This window comes from Pyxidicoccus sp. M6 (genome assembly GCF_055568925.1).
Genome location: NZ_CM145714.1, coordinates 8,713,767 through 8,732,500 on the forward strand (window position 1 = coordinate 8,713,767; position 18,734 = coordinate 8,732,500).

An 18,734-nucleotide genomic window follows, 5' to 3' on the forward strand; every position below is an offset into this window, starting at 1 on the left:
TGCGTGACAGAGGAGGACGGCATGCTTTCGAAAGGCATCATCGCGGGTGCGGTGGCCCTGGCCCTCGTGGGGGCGGGCACCGCGTCCGCCCAGGAACGCAAGGAAGGAAAGCGCGGAGACGTCAACGTGTTCCTGCGCGGCGGCGTGGGTGACTACACCGGCGACCTCGGTGATTTGACGAGCACCGGCCCCGCGTGGGGCCTGACACTCAACGTGCAGCCCACCACGTTCCTCGGCTTCGAGTTGGGCTACGAGGGCTCGCAGAACAACATCAGCGACGTCCGCCTGCTGGAGGAGCCGTCGCTCGTGCGGCAGGGCGGCAGCGCGCTCCTCAAGGTGTCCCCGCCCTTCCTCACCTCCATCCGCCCCTTCGTGGGCGCGGGCCTGGGGCTGTCCTACGTGGACGTGCGGGGCCAGGGCGCGGACCTCTACGATTCCGACACGATGGAGGAGGTGCCCCTGGCGGCCGGCGTCGAGTTCAACAGCGGCGCGCTCACCGCGGGCTTCCGCGCCACCTACCGCGTGCTCCTCAACGAGGACTTCGCCGCGCAGCCCCTGGCCGACGACGACGGCGGCCTGCTGGACGCGTCCCTCACGCTGGGCGCGCGCTTCTAGGCGGTCCCCCGGAAACACCGAGGGCCCTGCCTCCCGGCGTGCGGGAAGAGGGCCCTCGTAAGTCACCGGTTGGCGACTCGGGGTGGCTCAGGCCACGTTGGGCTGCTGGCGGTCGATGCCGCCACCACGGGCCGCCTTCGCCGCGGCGCGCTCGTCCAGCCAGATGGTCAGCGGGCTGGCGATATACACGGACGAGTACGTGCCGACGACGATACCCACCAGCATGGCCATGGCGAAGTCGAAGATTTCGCCCACGCCGAAGATGAGCAGACCGATGAGCGACAGCGCCGTCACGCCCGAGGTGAGGATGGTGCGGCCCAGCGTGTCGTTGACGGCGATGTTGATGACCTCGGCCAGGGGCTTGCCCTTGTACTTGACCATGTCCTCGCGGATGCGGTCGTAGATGACGATGGTGTCATTCACGGAGTAGCCGACGATGGTCAGCAGCGCGGCGATGGACGTGAGGTTGAACTCGCGCCGGCTCACCAGGTAGTAGCCCGCCACCATGATGACGTCGTGAACCATGGCGAGCAGCGCGCCCGGGCCGAACTTGAAGTCGAAGCGGAACGCCACGTAGATGAGGATGGCGAGCATCGAGTAGACGAGCGCCATGATGCCGCGGTTGCGCAGCTGCTTGCCCACCTGCGGACCCACGTAGTCCACGCGGCGCTGCTCGAAGTCCGGCGTCGCCTGGCCCTGGCTCAGCACCTCGCGGACCTTGTCCGCCATGCCGCTGGCCACCACCTGGTAGTCGAAGCCGTGGCCCGAGGAGCTCTCACCCAGCTCGCGGACCTCCTGCACGCCGGTGCCCGTGGCCACCACCGCGTCGCGGACCGCCTTCGAGTCCAGCGGCGTGGCGGAGCGGAAGTTGATGATGCCGTTGGCCAGGTCCGGGTAGACGTTGGTGACGGTGCCCAGGCCCTGGATGGCCGTCTTCGCCTTGGCCGCGTTCTCCTCCGTGAGCTGCGTGACGCCGCCCATGCGGAGCAGGAACGCGTTGTCCTCCTTGGCGCCGATGTTCTGCACGCTGACGTCGTGCAGGCCGCCCTTGATGGCGCGGTCACGGACCTCGGTGTCGCTGATGGAGTGGTTGAACTTCAGCTCCACCACCGTGCCACCGGCGAAGTCCACGCCGAAGTTGAACCCGAACGCGGCGATGCCGACGATGATGGCCAGGTTGATGAGGGTGGAGATGAAGACGGCCGGCTTGCGCTTGCCGATGAAGTCGAAGTTCGTCTTGTGCTTGAGAATCTGCATGGCGCTTTCCCGTTCCGGCAGGGCCGTTAGACAGAGACCCGCTGCGCGTTGCGGCCGTGGACGAAGTAGGTGGTGATGACGCGCGTCACCACGATGGACGTGAAGAGCGAGGCCAGCAGGCCGACGATGAGCGTGGTGGCGAAGCCGCGCACCGGGCCCGTTCCCGTGAAGAACAGGATGAAGCCGGCGATGAGCGTCGTCACGTGCGCGTCGAAGATGGTCCAGAAGGCGCGGTCATAGCCCTGGTCCACCGCCGCCCGCGCGCTCTTGCCGTGGCTGAGCTCCTCGCGGATGCGCTCGTTGATGAGCACGTTGGCGTCCACGGCGATTCCCAGCGTCAGCACGAAGCCGGCGATGCCCGGCAGCGTCAGCGTGGCGTTGAAGAACGCCAGGCCCGCGAGGATGAGCAGGCCGTTGAGGATGAGCGCCACGTCCGCGATGAGGCCGGACTTCCGGTAGTAGACGGCCATGAAGAGGACCACCAGCGCCAGACCCACCAGCGCCGCGAGGCTGCCCTTCTTGATGAGCTCGTCGCCGAGGCTGGCGCCCACCTGACGGATTTCGCCCACCGTCACCGGGGCCGGCAGCGCGCCCGCCTTCAGCACCAGCGCCAGCGTCTGCGCCTCACCCAGCCACTCGTCGAAGCTGCGGCCGCCCATGCGGCCCATGGTGATGCGGGCCCGGCCGCCGCCAATCTTCTCGTTGATGTTCGGCGCCGTCTGGACGTTCTCGTCCAGGACGATGGCCATGCGGCGGCCCACGCCCGCCTCGGTCAGCTTCTCGAACTCACGCGCGCCCGCCGCGTCGAAGGCGATGTTGACCTCCGGCTCGTTGAGGTTGCTGAGCGACGCGTCCGCGCCCGCCAGGCTCTCGCCCGTCAGCGGCACGTTCTTCTCCACCAGGTAGCTGCGGTAGGCGGAGCACTCGTTCTTCTTCACCGGGTTGGGGATGCACTCGGTGAGCACCTCGCGGCCTTCCGGCGTCTTGTCCTTCGTGTAGGCCAGCACCGCCTCGCGCGTGGGGGCGGAAAGCTGCGGGAAGCCGCCCTCCTGCACCAGGGTGATGTTGCTGCCCTCCTGCGGCGGGTGCTGCTGGTACATCTGCGCGAAGAACTGGGGATTGGTGTCGTCCACCATCCGGAACTCGAGCTGCGCGGTGGTGCCGACGAGCTCCTTGGCCTGCTCCGGGTTGCTGCGGCCGGGCAGCGAAATCTGGATGGAGTCGGTGCCCAGCTTGCGCACGTCCACTTCCGCCACGCCCCACTTGTCGATGCGGCGGCGGATGACGAGCATGGCCTGGTCCACGGCCTCCTCGCGGAAGCGGTTCGTCTGGCTATCGTCCGGGGCGAGCACCAGCGTGCCGCCGCTGCGGCTGACGCGCTTGAAGTCGCCGAAGGCGGACAGGACCTCCTTCTCGATGGCGTCCATCGTCGCAGGGTCCTTCGCCGTCAGGGTGAGCTGGAGCTGCTCCGGATCCGTATCCGCGGTCACCTCGCCCAGCTTCTTGTCATTGACATAGCTGGCGATCTGCTGCCCGCGGCGCTCGGTGCGCTTCTGCAGCGCCGTCTTGGTGTCCACGCGCATCACCATGTGGATGCCACCCTGCAGGTCCAGCCCCAGGTTGAGGCGGTACCGCGCGGGAGGCGCCCAACTCGGCAGGCGCTGCTCGAGCACCGCCACGTTGTTGCGCTGGTCGCGGTCCAGGACCACGAGCGAGTAATACGTCGGGATGAGGAACCAGATGGTCCCCAGCGTCACCGCGACAATGAGTCCGAACTTCCACCACCAGCCGCGGTCCATTACTTCTCCTCCTTCTTCTTCTCATCGGCGGCCGCCACCGGCGCGCCTTCCGCCACAGCGCCCTTGGCACTGATGGACGTCTTGAGCACGCGGATGCGCACGCCGCTGGCCACTTCCAGCGTCACCGTGCGCTCATCCACGAGGTGGATCTTCCCGAGCATGCCGCCCGAGGTGACGACCTCGTCGCCCTTCTTCAGCGAGCCGAGCAGGGCCCGGTGCTCCTTCAGCTGCTTCTGCTGGGGGCGGATCATGATGAAGTACATGATCGCCACCAGCGCGACCAGGAAGGCCAGCGTGCCGAACGGGTTACCGCCGGCACCGGCCTGCGCCAGAATCAGAAAGCTCTCAGCCACAGACTGCCTCGTCGGTTGAGGAAGGCTTGGGATGGGAGGCCCCCCACACTGCCCGAGGAACCCATCCGAAAGGGGGCCCTCTTAGCAAGGGGCCCCCATGTGAGCAAGTGAACGCGGGAAGCCATGCAAACCCTCCGGTCGCTCACCGGCCGCGGGTCCGCTCGGTCTCCTGGGCCCGGGCGCGCTCGCGGAATTCGCGGGCGAAGGCCGCGAGGCGGTCCTCGGCCACGGCGCGTCGGACGTCCGCCATGAGACTCAGGAAGTAGTGGAGGTTGTGGATGGTGTTGAGCCGCATGGCCAGGATTTCGCCCGCCGCGAAGAGGTGGCGGAGGTAGGCCCTGCTGAAGTTGCGGCAGGTGTAGCAGGCACACGCAGGGTCCACCGGCCTCGGGTCCTTCGCGTATGACGCATTGCGGATGACGAGCTTGCCCTCCGAGGTGAAGAGCAGGCCGTTGCGTGCACAACGCGTGGGAAGCACACAGTCGAACATGTCGACGCCCGCCTCCACGCACGTCACCAGGTCCACGGGCGTGCCCACGCCCATCAGGTAGCGGGGCTTGTCGCGCGGCAGCAGCGGCGCCGAGTACGCCACGCCCGCGTGCATGGCCTCGGGGGCCTCGCCCACGGAGTAGCCCCCCAGCGCGTAGCCGGGCAGGTCCACCGCGCAGACCTCCTCCGCATGGCGCTTGCGCAGGTCCTCGTGGAGCCCGCCCTGGACGATGCCGAAGAGCGACGAGCGCTGGCGGCTCCAGGCCTTCACGCACCGGTGCAGCCAGCGCGTGGTGCGGGCCAGGGACTGTTCCAGGTAGGCCCGGTCCTCGGTGGAGGGCGGGCACTCGTCGAAGGCCATGATGACGTCGGCGCCCAGCGTCTCCTGGATGTCGATGGAGCGCTCCGGCGAGAGGAAGTGCCGCGCGCCGTCGAGGTGCGACTGGAAGGCGGCGCCCTCCTCCGTGATTTTGCGCTTCTCCGAGAGGCTGAAGACCTGGAAGCCGCCGCTGTCGGTGAGCATGGGCCGGTTCCAGGAGACGAAGCGGTGCAGCCCGCCCATCTCGCCCACCAGCGCCTCTCCGGGGCGGAGCATCAGGTGGTAGGTGTTGCCGAGGATGATTTGGGCGTCGAGCGTGAGCAGGTCATCCGGCCCCACGCTCTTGACGCTGCCCACGGTGCCCACGGGCATGAAGATGGGCGTCTCCACGGGCCCGTGCGGCGTGTGCAGCCGGCCGCGGCGAGCCTTCGAGCTCTTGTCCTCGTGGAGCAACTCGAAGCGCACCAGTCCCGGAGGCACCCGGGTGTCGCCCTTCTCGCCGCGCTGCTGTGTCTGCTGCTCGTCCATGGTGCTCACTCCGACACCAGCATGGCGTCGCCGTAACTGAAGAACCGGTAGCCCTCGCGCACCGCCTCCGCGTAGGCCGCCAGCGTGCGCTCGCGGCCCAGAAGCGCGCTCACCAGCACCACCAGCGTGGAGCGCGGGAGGTGGAAGTTGGTGAGCAGCGCGTCCACCTGACGGAAGCGGAAGCCGGGGCGGATGAAGAGCGTCGTCTCGCCGGGGCCCTCGCGCAACAGGCCCGTCTCCGGGTCCGTGGCGGACTCCAGCGTGCGCACCACCGTGGTGCCCACGGAGATGACGCGCCGGCCTTCCGCGTGGGCCGCGTTGACCGCTCGCGCGGTGGGCTCGGGGACGGTGTAGCGCTCCGGGTGCATGTGGTGCTTGTCGAGCTCCTCCTCGCGCACCGGCAGGAAGGTGCCCGGCCCCACATCCAGAGTCACCACCGCGCGCACCACACCCTTCGCCTCCAGCTTCGCGAAGAGGTCCTGCGTGAAGTGCAGCCCCGCGGTGGGGGCGGCCACGGCGCCGGAGGCCCGCGCGTAGACGGTCTGATAGCGCTCGGCGTCCGCGGCGTCCGGCTCGCGGGTGATGTAGGGCGGCAGCGGCAGGCGCCCGGCCGCGTCCAGCAGCGAGGCCAGGGACGTACCCGGGGGCGCATGGAAGGCCACGCGGTACTCGCCGCCACCCAGCGCCGCCAGCACCTCGGCCTCGAGTCCTCCGGCGAAGGTCAGCCGCTGCGCGGGCTTGAGCCCCTTGGAGGCCTGGCCCAGGCAGACCCACTCCAGCGACTCGGCGGCGCCGCCGAGCGCGGCCGAGGTGAGCGTGTTGGCGGCGGGGCGCACCACGAGCAGTTCCACGCGGCCGCCGGTGCCAGCCTTCTGGCCCAGCAGGCGCGCGGGGATGACGCGGGCGTCGTTGAGGATGAGCAGGTCGCCCTCCCGCAGCAGCTCGGGCAGGTCCGAGAAGCGGCGGTGCGACCAGGCGCCGGTGGAGCGATTCACGGTGAGCAGGCGCGACGCATCACGCTCGGCCAGGGGGGCCTGGGCGATTTGCGATTCGGGGAGCTCGAAGTCGTAGTCGGAGAGGCGGGACGACACGGGGCTGGCGCTTGTAGCAGCCCCCGTGCCGGTGCGGAAAGCATGCCGGTGCCGGGGGCCTCAGTAGAGCTGCTGCAGCTCGGCCCCGGGGTAGTAGTGGGAGAGAATCTCCCGGTAGCCCCGGCCCCTGTCGGCGAGCGCCTTCGCGCCCCACTGGCAGAGACCGGCCCCGTGGCCGTAGCCGCGTCCGGAGAACACATAACCCTGGCCCGTGCGCTCCACCTCGAAGTCGAGGCTCTTGAGGCGCGTGTAGCCGAGCCGGCGGCGGAGCTCCACCCCGTCCATCGAGGCGCCGTCCCCGAGCGTCACGCGCGTCACCCGACGGGTGGGCGTACGTCCGGACACGCGCAGCCCCTGGGCGGGGTGACGGAGCGCCGACTTCACCTCCGCGTCGGAGATGGTGGCCTTCCAGCGGCTGGCGGGCAGCTTGCCGCAGGGGCACTCGACGGGCTGGAGGTACGGGAGGTCCCTCTGGAGGGCGTCGAGTCCGGACTCGGTGTGGCCGCCGCAGGAGGCGTGGAAGTAGGCCTCGATGGGGGCCAACTCGTAGGTGAGCACCTGGCCGCGCGTGGCCTCCACGGCGGCGCGCGTCTTGGGGTCCTCGCGGTTGACGCCGCCGTACACCTGGTGGAGCACGCTGCTGCCGAGATGGAAGGGGTTGCTGTACGCCTCCAGCTTCTTCTGGAGGGCATAGGTGCGCGCGGCCACGGCCTGCGCCTTGAGGGCTTCCAGGGGGAAGGACACGGGCATCTCGCTGCCGAGCACCGCGGCGAGGTAGTCCTCCAGGGGGATGACGTTGATGAGCTGGAGTCCATCGCGGTGGGTGCGCACGACGACGTCGCCCCTCACCTGGGCGGTGCCGGCCTTGAGGGGCTCGTCACCGGGGACGCCGGCGTCACCGGTGGCCTCGGCGCCCGCGCGGAAGCGCACGGAGTCACCGATGACGGGCGCGCCGTTGACCTCCAGCTTCGAGCCCCGGCGGCGGATGGTGGCCTGGCCGGAGGGGATGGCGGTGAAGGTGGCGTCCTCGCTGTCGGTGCCGAAGGCGAGCCCCTTGCCGCTCACGCGGACCTCTCCGTCCGCGTCCTCGATGGCGATGCGGAGGGTCTCCACGGCGAAGGCGCGCAGCGGGGCGAGCAGCAGCAGGACGAGTGCAACAGGTCGCAACATGGACAGGGAGTGTAGGGGTATGGGTGCGAGCCTCAAGAAAACGCCCGGCGGATGGGGGAGGATGGCGCGCCCGTGACGTCTCCCGAGCCCGACGCCTCCCGTCTCTCCCCTCCGGTCCTCATCGCGGCCCTGCGAGCGCTGGAGCCCCGCCCTTCCGCGCTGCTGCAGCGCCGGCTGGTGGCGGGCCGCTCCTTGGAGGCGTGCGCGACGTTCTACGGCGTCCCGGCCGAGGCCTTCTCCGTGCTGCTGCTGCGTGCGGCCGTGGCGCTGGCCCGACATGTGGGGTTGTCCGTGCGTGAGCCCGCGGGAGCGGACGAGGAGGCCGCCTGGGCCCGGATGCTGAACGAGGCCCTGGCACGGGAGGACGCGCGGTTCCCGGCGGCGCTGGTGCCCGTCGTGGAGGTCTGCCGGAGGCTGCGGGCCGTGGGGACAGAGGTGGCCGAGGGCATGGAGGCCGCGACGAAGGAGGACGCTGCGTCTCCGCACCGGCGCCGGGAGGAGTGGCTGCGGAGGCTGGCCGTGGCGGCGCTGCTGGCGTTGACGGCGTACCTGTACCTGTCACGTCCGGAGGAGCCACCGCGCCGCCCGCGTCCTCCGATTCCCGTCGCGCCGGCTCCGCGCTGAGGAGTCGGGCTCGAGCGCATTGTCCGTGCTTGAGAACGTCGCGCCCGGCCGGGCTGGACGGACCGCCGCCGGGGCGAATATGGGGTGGAGCATGCGTGCTCCCTCCCCTGCCCTGCTGATGCTCCTGGCCGGCCTCGTCCTGGCTGGATGCGCCAAGAACGTGGACACCCGCGTCGCCGGAGATGACGACGCGGCCATCGACTCGGCGTCGGCGAGGCTGGAGGAGCTCCAGGCGCGCGCGCAGCAGGACGACCTCTCCTGCGCGGACACGTGTGACCTCGCCACGCGGACGTGCGGGGTGGCGGAGGAGCTCTGCTCGCTGGTGGACCACCATCCGGACCGGGACGACCTGCCGCCGAAGTGCGCCCAGGGCCGCGAGCAGTGCTCCAGCGCGAAGGACGGCTGCGCGCGCTGCGGAGGCTGACCCCGTGCGGCATCGGTGCACCCCCGGGGCCACCGTGCTTAGATGCGAGACGTCCCCACGGTTTCGACCGAGGCTCCCGCCATGTCCATCCGCCCCTCTCTGTTCCTGCTCGCTTCATGGCTCGTCCTCCCGGGGCTCGCCAACGCCCAGGAGAGCACCGAGCTGACGCCGGAGAAGGTGGCGGAGGTCCGCCGCGACGAGGCCCAGGCGCAGTCCAAGGTCAACGAGGAGTTCGGCAACCGCAAGTCCTCCGAGATGACCAACGAGGAGCGCACGCAGGCCATCGGGAAGCAGCAGGCCGCCTCGGCGACGGTGCTGGAGAAGCACGGCGTGTCCGCCAAGGAGTTCGCCCGTTACGAAGCGCGCATGGGCCCCGAGGGCAACGCCCGCGCCAAGGCCGAGCAGCAGCGCCTGGAGGAGCAGGCCCAGGCCGCGAAGCAGCCCGCCCCCGTCGGGGAGAAGGCGGCCGAGGACGTCCCCGTGCAGATTGGCTTCAGCGACCAGAACCCGGTGGAATTGGAAGCCACCGAGGGCGCCGAGCCCGTCGTCGAGGTCGGCCTCCCCGGTGACGAGGAAGAGGGCGAGGGCGAGGGCGGGGACTCGGTCCCCGTGGAGGTCGGAGCCGCGTCGAAGGAGGCGAAGCCCGCGAAGAAGGCCGTCTCGCGTCCCAGTGCCTCCGCCGCGAAGAAGAAGGTCGTCGTCAAGCGGCGGCGCAGCTCGGGCGGCGACTGAAGCCCGGAGACCCGAGCCGCCGCCCTCCCGCCTTCAGCCCTTGCGGAAGCCGTACTCCCGCGAGCGCGCCTGCCACACCTCGTCGTAGGGGCACTCGCAGTCGGTCTCTTCCGGCTCGGGGTACGCGTAGCGCTCGCCCTTGTAGTTGCGGAACACCGTCTCGTGCTCGCCGCGCTCCACGACGTAGTCCGGCTGCAACGTCACCTTGCCGCCGCCGCCGGGCAGGTCCACCGCGAGGTGCGGCACGGCGAGGCCCGTGGTGTGGCCGCGAAGCTGCTGGATGATTTCCAGCCCCTTGGCGATGGGCGTGCGCAGGTGCTCGCAGCCCTCGGCCACGTCCATCTGGTGCAGGTAGTACGGCCGCACGCGGCTGCGCAGCAGCACATGCGACAGCTCCTTGATGATGCGCGCGTCGGAGTTGATGCGCCGCATCAGCACGGCCTGGTTCTCCACCGGCACGCCGTGGTCGATGAGCCGCTCGCAAGCCTCGCGCGCCTCGGGCGTCACTTCCTTCGGGTGGTTGAAGTGGGTGACGACGAAGACGGGCGCGTAGCGCCGCAGCGTGCTCGCCAGCGCATCGGTGACACGCATGGGCAGCACGACGGGCACCCGCGTGCCGATGCGAATCATCTCCACGTGCGGAATCTCACTCAGCGGCGCGAGCAATTCCTCCAGCCGCGACTCGCTCAGCAGGAACGGGTCGCCTCCGGAGATGAGCACGTCGCGCACCTCGGGGTGCCGCCGCACGTACTCGATGCCCCGGCGCATCTGGTCCTTGGTGAGCTCGGCCACCCCGCCTTGCGTAATCCGCCGCCGCGTGCAGTGCCGGCAGTAGACGGAGCACGTGTCGAGCGCGAGGAAGAGCACCCGGTCCGGATACTTGTGGACGATGCACTCCTCGGGGCGCGTCTTGTCCTCACCGAGCGGGTCCGCGAGCTCACCCGGACGGATGCGCGCCTCGGCCCTCACGGGGATGGACTGCATGCGCACCGGGCAGAACGGATGCTCCGGGTCGATGAGCGACAGGTAGTACGGGCTGATGCCGATGCGGAACAGCGCGGACGTCTCCTGCACGCCAGCGCGCTCATCGGCCGTCAGCGGCACGTACCGCTCGAGCTGCTCCATTCCCCGCACCGCGTGCCGCTGATGCCAGCGCCAGTCCGCCCACTCCGCGTCGGTGGCGTTGGGGAACAGGCGACGGCGCCCCTCGGCACTGAGCGAGGGGCGCGACGAGGTACGAGGCTCCGGCGGCTGCACCACCGGAAGCGCCGAGGAGTCCATCACGCGGCCTTCTGCTGCTCCCGCCACCACGCCTGGCCGGCCTCCGGCAGCGTGTCGATGGGGTCGAAGTACTCGTACTTCCGGTTGAGCGCGTCGGCGTCGTTCGCCTCGATGCCCGTGCGGTAGTTCTTCGTCCAGTAGGAGATGCCGCGCTCGCGGTCATACTCCGCCACCTGGTGCACCCAGCGCTTCCCGACGAAGGGCACGTCACAGACGATGCGCGGCGTCGCGAAGCCGGGCATGTAGCCCATGATGTCGTGCTGGAGCTTCTGCGCCTTGTCCACCGACAGCCGCCAGTGCTCGCTGTTGGGGATCATGTCGCACATGTAGAAGTAGTACGGCAGGATCTTCGCGTGGTCGAGCAGCGTGAAGCACAGGTCCAGCAGCGCCTGCGGGCTGTCATTCACCCCGCGCAGCAGCACGCCCTGGTTGCGCACGTCGCGGAAGCCCATGTCGAGCAGCTTGCGCACCGCCTTGCCCACCAGCGGCGTGAGCTGCTGCGCGTTGTTGACGTGCGTGTGCATCGCCAGGTCCACGCCCCGCTCCACGGCCTTCTTCGCCAGCCGGTCCAGGCCCGCGAGCACCTGGTCCTGGAGGAAGTGCTGGGGAATCGCCATCAGCCCCTTGCTGGCCAGGCGGATGTCCCGGATGTTCGGGATGTCCATCAGCGCACTGACGAACGGCTCGAGCGACTGAATCGGCAGGTTGGCGATGTCACCGCCGGAGACCACCACGTCGCGCACCGTCGGCGTGCGGCGCAGGTAGTCGAGCATCTGCTCGTACCGCTCCTTCTGCCCGATGCCGAACTTGTGCTTCTGCACCTGGGGCACGTCGTTGCCGACGAGGTCCATACGGGTGCAGTGGCCGCAGTACTGCGGGCAGGTGGGGAGCATCTCCGCCAGCACCTTGGTGGGGTACCGGTGCGTGAGGCCCTCCACGACCCACATGTCCGCCTCGTGGAGGCTGTCGCGGCTGGCCTTCGGGTGGTTGGTCCACTCCGTGAGCCGGTCCGCGAACGCGGGCAGCATGTAGCGCCGGACCGGGTCGTTCCACAGGTCCTGCAGGTTCATCGTGTTGAGCATCTGCGGCGGAATGAGCAGCGACATCGTCGCGCGCTCCTTCTGGTCCCGCTCGATGCTCGCCGCCAGGTCCTCGGGTAGATGCTCGCCGAGAGTGGCCTTCAGCTCCTTGAGGTTCTTGACGGTGTGCTTGCGCTGCCAGACAGCGCTTTCCCACTCCGCCTCGGAGACGTCCTTGTACCCGGGGATACGACGCCAATCGGGTTCGACGAAATCCTTGCGGAGTGGATACGTAAAGGGCTGTTGAGCGGGGCCGGTATCGGTCTTGCCCCGGATAGGCGTCGTTTGCATGCGCATCACCTCTGCGTGCCGCGTTCGGGCGAGGCGTCATACCGCGCCGGAGCCCCACTTCATCCAACAATCGAAGGGGGTGCCGGATGCCCGCCCCCTCACTCGATAGGCACGTTGAGTAGTTTCTCGAGTTTGTTCTCGGTGATGGTCACGACCACGGGCTTGGTCGTCTTCCCGTTGAGCTTGAAGGAGATCTTCCGGTTCCCGACGGGGAGCGTCAAAGGAGCACTGAGGGGCACTGGCGTCTGCCGGCCCGTCTTCTTCCCATCCACGAGGATGTCCGCGCCCGCAGGCTTGGTGCTGCAAGCGAACATGCCCGTCGCCTTGCTCGGCTTGGGCGACTTGGCGACCGTGGTCGTCTGCTGCTTCGGCGGCTTGGGCTCCTTGGTGACCGGCTCGCGCACCGGCTCGGGCTCCGGCACCTTGACGAGCTGGAAGGCGACTCGCATCTCGTCCTTGCTGCCGTCGGCGGTGAACTCACCCGAGTACGGCTCGTAGCCCGCGCGCTTCGCGGTGAAGCGATACGTCTTGCCGGCCTCCAGGTTCGCCGCGCGGACCTGCGGCGTCTTGCCCAGGCGCTTGCCGTCCATGGCGATTTCAGCGCCGTCCATGCCCTCGAAGACGGCGGCGACCTTGCGAGGCGCGGGAGGCTCCTCGACCTTGGGCGTCTTGACCACCGTCTCGCCGGTGCCCGTGTTCCGCGTGTCCGGCGGCTCCGTTCCGGCGGGTTGCGTGTTCTCCGGAGGCTTCTCCGTCCCTGTCTTGCCGCTGTTGTCCACCGCGACCGCGCTGGGGTTCTCCGTCGGCGGATTGGGATTGGCGGCGGGCTCCGGCGGTCTGGCGGCGGGCTTCTCACCCTCCGGCACCAGCGCGAGCGACACGCCGGTCTGTTTCCCCGCGGCGACGGTCACCATCTTCTCCTGGCGCTGATGACCGGGAGCGGTGGCAACCACGCGGTACTGGCCGGGCGGAAGCGACAGAAGCGTGTTGAGCTGGACCTCCTGGTCATTCACCACGATGTGCGCGCCGGCGGACGGAGACACCATGAAGGTGACCTCGCCGGTGGCGGGCGGGCGCAGCGCCACGGCGGCGATGACGAGCAGCACGAGCACGATGCCCGCCGCGGCGGCGAAGAGGACCGGCTTGGGAAGCTGCTTCCCGCCTGCGGCCTTCGCCTTCGCCTTGGCCGGGGCCTTGGGCTTGACCTTCGCGGGAGGCGCCGTCTTCGCGCCCTTCTGGGCCACGGGCGCCACTGGCTGCGAGCCGGTGACCTCCTCCTGCTGCGCTTCCTGTGACTCGTCGTAGGTCGCGGGCCCGTCGTCGCCGTAGTCACCCTGCCCGGCGCCGTCATAGTCCTGGCCGTCGTCGTATCCGGCGGGCTCCTCCGGTGGCGGCGCGGGGGCGCGCTGCGGGGCACGGCCATTCCGGGCCGCCGCGGACGGGACGGGGATGTCGCCGGTGGCCTCCTCCTCTGGCTCGACCTGCGCGGAACGCGAACGGGACGGAGGCGCCGTCGGCGCGGGGCCAATCATCGTGGCACCCGAGTAGCCCTCACCCCCCTCCTCGTTGGCGATGACGACCTGGGCCTTGGGGCCACTCTTGCCCTTGCGCGGAGACTGCGCGGGCTCTGACTCACGCGGGTAGTTGTACGCGGCCGCGGTACCACTGCCCTGCGGGATGGGGTTCTCCGAGCGGCCGGTGATGCTGTCATCCACCACCACGCTGCTGTCGGCGATGCGCGTCTCGGGGGCGCGGAAGGTCTGCGTCGAGTCGACAATCTGCGTCTTGTCGCCCCCGCCGCCATCCATCTCCGCGAGCTCTTCATCGGTGGGCGGCGGGATGTAGCCCTGCGAGGCGGGCTGGGCGGGCGCGGTGTTCGCCCGCCCAGCGGGCGTGCTGGCCACGACGACGGCCGGCGGAGGCGCACGCTTCGACGCCTGGGAAACACCCCGCGGGGCCGCGGGCGGGGGCACGGTGACGCCGGAGTGCTCGATCTGGTCCGGGCGCTCGATGCCGGCGTAGCGCTCCATCTTCTCCGATTCACGGAGCATGTCCTCGGCGAAGGCCTCCTTCATGTAGGAGGACAGGTGCTTCGACGAGTAGATGGCGTCCCCGGCCAGGAGGAACCGCATCAGGTCCTCGGCAAGGTCGGACGCCCACTGGTAGCGCTCCTCCGGCTCGCGCGCGAGCGCCTTGAGGACGACCTTCTCCAGCCCCGGGGGGATGTTGGGATTGAATTCGCGGGGCAGCGGGACGTCGGCGTTGCGCACCTTCTCCAGGGTGGAGAAGTCGGACTCGCCGACGAAGAGCTTCTCGCCGGTGAGCATCTCGTAGAGGAGCACGCCGACGGCGAAGATGTCGCTGCGCCGGTCGATGGGCATGCCCCGGACCTGCTCCGGGCTCATGTACCCGAACTTGCCCTTGAGGATGCCGGCCTGTGTCTTCTGCGAGCGGTTCGCCGCCTTGGCGATACCAAAGTCGATGACCTTGACCTCGCCCTCATACGAGATGAGGACGTTCTGCGGCGAGACGTCGCGGTGGATGATGTGCAGGTCCTGCCCGCGCGCGTCCTTCTTCCGGTGGGCGTAGTCGAGGCCGTCGCACAGCTTGGAGGTGATGAACACCGCCTGCGCGGTGGGCATGATCTCCTTGCGCCGCCGGTAGCGCTCCAGGATGGTCCGCACGTCCCGCCCGGCGACGTACTCCATGGCGATGAAGTAGGTGTCGTCGTGCTTCCCGAGCTCATGGATGTGCACAACGTTGGCGTGGTTCAGCTGGACGCTGATCCGCGCCTCGTCGATGAACATCGTGATGAACTCTTCATCCTCGGCCATCGTGGGGAGGATCTTCTTGATGGCCAGGATGCGTTCGAAGCCCTCGACGCCGAAGGCCTTCGCGATGAAGACCTCCGCCATGCCGCCGACGTTGATGCGCTCGAGGAGCAGGTACTTCCCAAAAATGGTCGGCTTCTTCATCTCGTGGAGCTGCCCGGCGCCGGGGGGTGTGCACCGCGGCAGGCGGTGCGCAGACCGGGCGGAAGACTGGACTCTAGACCCAGCCCTGACGGCGAGTCAAACTCGCACCCATCGGCGAAAGCCCAAGGAATCCGCTGGGTTGAGGCCTCCCACGGTCCGTCAGAACGCGTCGCAAATGAGACGAAAACGCGACGCGGAGCAGCACGTTTTCCAGGGGCTTCGGGGCTCCCATGGACTCGTGCCGGGCCAGGCTCCTCTCGATGTCGGAGAGATAGACCTCCTGGAGGCCAATGGGGCCACATTCCGACTCTTCCGGGACGGGTGGCCCCTCTTCGCGCCCGGCCAGGAGGGAGCACCTCACGGGCATGGCGGTGGAGGTGGACCGCGGAAGAGCACTCCGCCCCGTTGCCGGAGCCGCAGCGCGTCACGCCCATGAAGCCTTGAGGGCGGAGCTGACGGAAGGCCGGCTCCAGGTGCGTATGGGCCTGGTGCTGGACCTGGCCGAAGCCGCCGAAGCCCACCGCCAGCTCGAGGGCCGCGGCACCGTGGGCAAGGTGGTGCTGCGCGTTCCGTAGGCGTCGGAGTACCCGCCGGGTGCCCTCGCATGCGTGAGGGCGTTGAAGGCGGATGCGGCATGCCCTCCGAGCGGGAGCCAAAGGGCCACAGGAAGGCAGACGCCGAAGCGCCTCGCCAACGCGGGGCACTGAAGGCAGACACGCAGCAAAGCCCGAGGCCGCGCTACCGGGGCCGCCAAGACAGACGCAGAATCGTCTGGCCCGCGCGACCGCACGTGGAGAGACGCGGAAAAAAGAAAACCCCCGTTGCCACGAGGGCAACGGGGGTTCTCAAAAAGAATCCGGCAGCGACCTACTCTCCCACGCGGTTTCCCGCGGAGTACCATCGGCTCTGGAGGGCTTAACTTCCGTGTTCGGGATGGGAACGGGTGGGACCCCTCCGACATAGCCACCGGAAAATCAGCGACAGTGCATACAAAGGGTAAGTTTCAATTCGTGCGAGTGAAGTCTCGCTGCGCCTATTTTGAAGCGTCTTCCAGGCGAGTGGCTTTCACCACTCGAGCCTCGGCCTTGGCCCCGAGTCCCTTACGCCCCGTGAGGAGGCATGGAAGAGAACGGGGAAAGTAAGCCGCTCGACCCATTAGTACCGGTTAGCTCAACGTGTTACCACGCTTACACACCCGGCCTATCAACGTCGTAGTCTTCGACGGGTCTTCAGGGGCTTGCGCCCGGGATACCTGGTCTTGAGGTCGGTTTCCCGCTTAGATGCTTTCAGCGGTTATCCAATCGGCACATGGCTACCCAGCGATGCCTCTGGCGAGACAACTGGTACACCAGCGGTGCCTCCAACCCGGTCCTCTCGTACTAAGGTCAGAGCCTCTCAAGTATCCTACGCCCACAGCAGATAGGGACCAAACTGTCTCACGACGTTTTGAACCCAGCTCGCGTACCGCTTTAATTGGCGAACAGCCAAACCCTTGGGACCTGCTCCAGCCCCAGGATGCGATGAGCCGACATCGAGGTGCCAAACCTCCCCGTCGATGTGAACTCTTGGGGGAGATAAGCCTGTTATCCCCGGAGTACCTTTTATCCGTTGAGCGATGGCCCTTCCATTCAGGACCACCGGATCACTATGACCTGCTTTCGCACCTGCTCGAGATGTCTCTCTCGCAGTCAAGCTCCCTTATGCCATTGCACTCGCCGCCCGGTTTCCAATCGGGCTGAGGGAACCATCGCGCGCCTCCGTTACTTTTTGGGAGGCGACCGCCCCAGTCAAACTACCCACCAGACAGTGTCCCAGTCCCGGATGACGGGACATGGTTAGACACCAGAAATCAACAGGGTGGTATTTCACCGTTGCCTCCACCGAACCTAGCGGCCCGGCTTCAAAGGCTCCCACCTATCCTACACAGTCAATCCCTAGTGTCACTGTCAAGTTGTAGTAAAGGTTCACGGGGTCTTTCCGTCTTGCTGCGGGTAAACTGCATCGGCACAGCTATTTCAATTTCGCTGAGTCCCTCTCCGAGACAGCGCGGAAGTCGTTACTCCATTCGTGCAGGTCGGAACTTACCCGACAAGGAATTTCGCTACCTTAGGACCGTTATAGTTACGGCCGCCGTTTACTGGGGCTTCGGATCATCGCTTCGCCTTGCGGCTGACGAATCCCCTTAACCTTCCAGCACCGGGCAGGAGTCAGACCCTATACGTCGGCTTGTCGCCTTCGCAGAGTCCTGTGTTTTTGGTAAACAGTCGCTACCGCCATTTCTCTGCAACCTCTCTCGGCTTCGGCTGTACGCCTACACCTACCAGAGGTCCACCTTCTTCCGAAGTTACGGTGGAAATTTGCCTAGTTCCTTGGAGGAGAGTTCTCTCAAGCGCCTTAGGATTTTCTCCTCACCCACCTGTGTCGGTTTACGGTACGGACACCCTATGAGCTCCCTACGGGACTTTTCTTGGAAGCCGAGCATCAGCGACTTACCCCTGACGGGGCGCCATGGGGTCTCGGGGATGACTGCCGCGCCTTTAGTCGTACGCGACACCCCTACACCTTTAGACTGACACAACCACCGGTCAGCTCGCCTAGCTTTCTCCGTCCTCCCTTAGTTCAACGCTCACAAGATGGCGCAGGAATATTAACCTGCTTTCCATCACCTACGCCTTTCGGCCTCGGCTTAGGTTCCGGCTAACCCTGGGAAGATTAACTTGACCCAGGAAACCTTGGGTTTACGGCGAGGGGGTTTCTCACCCCCTTTATCGCTACTCATTTCGGCATCAGCACTCCCAGTCGCTCCAGCCGCCTTTTCAGTCGACCTTCGCTGCAACTGGGACGCTCCCCTACCGCCATGCGCTTTACGCATGACCCGAAGCTTCGGTACTAGTCTTGAGCCCCGTTACATTTTCGGCGCGGCCTGTCTTGACCAGTGAGCTATTACGCTTTCTTTAAAGGATGGCTGCTTCTAAGCCAACCTCCTGGTTGTCAATGACCTGCCACATCCTTTCTAGTGTTCACTTAGACTAGATTTGGGGACCTTAGCTGTCGGTCTGGGTTATTCCCCTCTTGCCAATGGACGTTATCACCCACTGACTGCGTCCCGGGATAACAATTGCCGGCATTCGGAGTTTGGTACGGTTTGGTAATCTGGTGAGACCCCTAGCCGTTCCAGTGCTCTACCTCCGGCATTGAATTGCCCGAGCCGATACCTAAATATCTTTCGGGGAGAACCAGCTATCACGGAGTTTGATTGGCCTTTCACCCCTACACACAGCTCATCTCAGAAATTTTCAACTTTCATGAGTTCGGTCCTCCATGCGGTGTTACCCGCACTTCAACCTGGCCATGTGTAGATCACCCCGCTTCGGGTTATAATACACGCAACTGAACGCCCTGTTTGGACTCGCTTTCGCTCCGGCTCCACCTATCGGCTTAGCCTCGCTACGTATATTAAGTCGCCGAATCATGATGCAAAAGGTACGCCCTCGCACTGCCTTGCGGCGTAGTGCTCGGACTGCTTGTAGACATGCGGTTTCAGGTTCTTTGGACTCCCCTTACCGGGGTTCTTTTCACCTTTCCCTCGCGGTACTTGTTCACTATCGGTCGCCAAGGAGTATTTAGCCTTACCGGATGGTCCCGGCTGATTCGGGCAGGATTGCACGTGTCCCGCCGTACTTGGGTACCCCGCTCGGCTCCAACCA

At 67.2% G+C, this 18,734-nt stretch carries 14 protein-coding genes and 2 rRNA genes (1 of these 16 only partly in view); 5 read left to right on the forward strand and 11 right to left on the reverse strand.

What is annotated here, in order from left to right:
• The first annotated feature begins 21 nt into the window (after positions 1 to 21).
• The gene (locus tag ACVTJA_RS34180) at positions 22 to 615 is read left to right on the forward strand and encodes an outer membrane beta-barrel protein (protein ID WP_465825869.1); all 594 of its coding nucleotides are present in this window, start codon (positions 22 to 24) and stop codon (positions 613 to 615) included.
• An 87-nt stretch (positions 616 to 702) separates the two neighbouring features.
• Here ACVTJA_RS34180 and secF read toward each other — a convergent pair whose 3' ends face one another.
• The 6 genes from secF to ACVTJA_RS34210 form a co-directional block, all read right to left on the reverse strand.
• A complete protein-coding gene (gene secF / locus ACVTJA_RS34185) occupies positions 703 to 1,872 on the reverse strand; it encodes a protein translocase subunit SecF (RefSeq protein WP_465825871.1) in 1,170 nt (389 codons plus the stop codon).
• 26 nt (positions 1,873 to 1,898) lie between these two features.
• Positions 1,899 to 3,671, reverse strand: coding sequence for a protein translocase subunit SecD (gene secD, locus ACVTJA_RS34190; protein ID WP_465825873.1), 1,773 nt, complete (start codon positions 3,669 to 3,671; stop codon positions 1,899 to 1,901).
• Positions 3,671 to 4,024 (reverse strand): preprotein translocase subunit YajC, encoded by a 354-nt coding sequence (gene yajC / locus ACVTJA_RS34195; RefSeq protein ID WP_465825875.1) that lies wholly within the window; start codon positions 4,022 to 4,024, stop codon positions 3,671 to 3,673. The genes secD and yajC overlap by 1 nt, the downstream gene beginning before the upstream one ends.
• A 142-nt stretch (positions 4,025 to 4,166) precedes the next feature.
• Positions 4,167 to 5,360 (reverse strand): tRNA guanosine(34) transglycosylase Tgt, encoded by a 1,194-nt coding sequence (tgt, locus tag ACVTJA_RS34200; protein WP_465825876.1) that lies wholly within the window; start codon positions 5,358 to 5,360, stop codon positions 4,167 to 4,169.
• 5 nt (positions 5,361 to 5,365) lie between these two features.
• Positions 5,366 to 6,451 carry a tRNA preQ1(34) S-adenosylmethionine ribosyltransferase-isomerase QueA gene (queA, locus tag ACVTJA_RS34205; protein ID WP_465825878.1) on the reverse strand — a complete coding sequence of 362 codons (1,086 nt, stop codon included), beginning with the start codon at positions 6,449 to 6,451 and terminating at the stop codon, positions 5,366 to 5,368.
• A gap of 60 nt (positions 6,452 to 6,511) precedes the next feature.
• Positions 6,512 to 7,621 carry a SpoIID/LytB domain-containing protein gene (locus ACVTJA_RS34210; protein ID WP_465825880.1) on the reverse strand — a complete coding sequence of 370 codons (1,110 nt, stop codon included), beginning with the start codon at positions 7,619 to 7,621 and terminating at the stop codon, positions 6,512 to 6,514.
• Positions 7,622 to 7,693: 72 nt separating this feature from the next.
• On the opposite strand from ACVTJA_RS34210, the gene ACVTJA_RS34215 reads away from it, so the two are divergent.
• The 3 genes from ACVTJA_RS34215 to ACVTJA_RS34225 all read left to right on the forward strand — a co-directional run bounded on the left by ACVTJA_RS34215 (position 7,694) and on the right by ACVTJA_RS34225 (position 9,401).
• On the forward strand, positions 7,694 to 8,245 hold the full coding sequence (locus ACVTJA_RS34215; RefSeq protein ID WP_465825882.1) for a hypothetical protein: 552 nt from the start codon (positions 7,694 to 7,696) through the stop codon (positions 8,243 to 8,245).
• Positions 8,246 to 8,336: 91 nt separating this feature from the next.
• Positions 8,337 to 8,669, forward strand: coding sequence for a hypothetical protein (locus ACVTJA_RS34220; protein WP_465825884.1), 333 nt, complete (start codon positions 8,337 to 8,339; stop codon positions 8,667 to 8,669).
• A gap of 81 nt (positions 8,670 to 8,750) precedes the next feature.
• On the forward strand, positions 8,751 to 9,401 hold the full coding sequence (locus ACVTJA_RS34225) for a hypothetical protein (RefSeq protein WP_465825886.1): 651 nt from the start codon (positions 8,751 to 8,753) through the stop codon (positions 9,399 to 9,401).
• A 33-nt stretch (positions 9,402 to 9,434) separates the two neighbouring features.
• Here ACVTJA_RS34225 and ACVTJA_RS34230 read toward each other — a convergent pair whose 3' ends face one another.
• The 3 genes from ACVTJA_RS34230 to ACVTJA_RS34240 all read right to left on the reverse strand — a co-directional run bounded on the left by ACVTJA_RS34230 (position 9,435) and on the right by ACVTJA_RS34240 (position 15,027).
• Complete coding sequence (locus ACVTJA_RS34230; protein WP_465840577.1) at positions 9,435 to 10,682, reverse strand: KamA family radical SAM protein; 1,248 nt, start codon at positions 10,680 to 10,682, stop codon at positions 9,435 to 9,437.
• Complete coding sequence (locus ACVTJA_RS34235) at positions 10,682 to 12,052, reverse strand: KamA family radical SAM protein (RefSeq protein WP_465825888.1); 1,371 nt, start codon at positions 12,050 to 12,052, stop codon at positions 10,682 to 10,684. Before ACVTJA_RS34235 ends, ACVTJA_RS34230 begins: the two co-directional genes overlap by 1 nt.
• Before the next feature lie 98 nt (positions 12,053 to 12,150).
• Positions 12,151 to 15,027, reverse strand: coding sequence for a protein kinase domain-containing protein (locus ACVTJA_RS34240; protein ID WP_465825889.1), 2,877 nt, complete (start codon positions 15,025 to 15,027; stop codon positions 12,151 to 12,153).
• Positions 15,028 to 15,467: 440 nt separating this feature from the next.
• Here ACVTJA_RS34240 and ACVTJA_RS34245 point away from each other — a divergent pair, with 440 nt between their 5' ends.
• Complete coding sequence (locus ACVTJA_RS34245) at positions 15,468 to 15,602, forward strand: zinc-binding dehydrogenase (RefSeq protein WP_465825891.1); 135 nt, start codon at positions 15,468 to 15,470, stop codon at positions 15,600 to 15,602.
• A gap of 279 nt (positions 15,603 to 15,881) precedes the next feature.
• On the opposite strand, the gene rrf is transcribed toward ACVTJA_RS34245, so the two are convergent.
• Positions 15,882 to 15,998, reverse strand: a 5S ribosomal RNA gene (gene rrf, locus ACVTJA_RS34250).
• 163 nt (positions 15,999 to 16,161) lie between these two features.
• Positions 16,162 to 18,734 (reverse strand): 23S ribosomal RNA (locus tag ACVTJA_RS34255); it runs 390 nt beyond the window's last position.

Excerpts from the sequence above, each read along its gene's own strand:
- ACVTJA_RS34180 (WP_465825869.1), top strand. The coding sequence starts at position 22 with ATGCTTTCGAAAGGCATCATCGCGGGTGCGGTGGCCCTGGCCCTCGTG.
- secF (WP_465825871.1), bottom strand. The coding sequence starts at position 1,872 with ATGCAGATTCTCAAGCACAAGACGAACTTCGACTTCATCGGCAAGCGC.
- secD (WP_465825873.1), bottom strand. The coding sequence starts at position 3,671 with ATGGACCGCGGCTGGTGGTGGAAGTTCGGACTCATTGTCGCGGTGACG.
- tgt (WP_465825876.1), bottom strand. The coding sequence starts at position 5,360 with ATGGACGAGCAGCAGACACAGCAGCGCGGCGAGAAGGGCGACACCCGG.
- ACVTJA_RS34210 (WP_465825880.1), bottom strand. The coding sequence starts at position 7,621 with ATGTTGCGACCTGTTGCACTCGTCCTGCTGCTGCTCGCCCCGCTGCGC.
- ACVTJA_RS34220 (WP_465825884.1), top strand. The coding sequence starts at position 8,337 with ATGCGTGCTCCCTCCCCTGCCCTGCTGATGCTCCTGGCCGGCCTCGTC.
- ACVTJA_RS34225 (WP_465825886.1), top strand. The coding sequence starts at position 8,751 with ATGTCCATCCGCCCCTCTCTGTTCCTGCTCGCTTCATGGCTCGTCCTC.
- ACVTJA_RS34230 (WP_465840577.1), bottom strand. The coding sequence starts at position 10,682 with ATGGACTCCTCGGCGCTTCCGGTGGTGCAGCCGCCGGAGCCTCGTACC.
- ACVTJA_RS34235 (WP_465825888.1), bottom strand. The coding sequence starts at position 12,052 with ATGCAAACGACGCCTATCCGGGGCAAGACCGATACCGGCCCCGCTCAA.
- ACVTJA_RS34240 (WP_465825889.1), bottom strand. The coding sequence starts at position 15,027 with ATGAAGAAGCCGACCATTTTTGGGAAGTACCTGCTCCTCGAGCGCATC.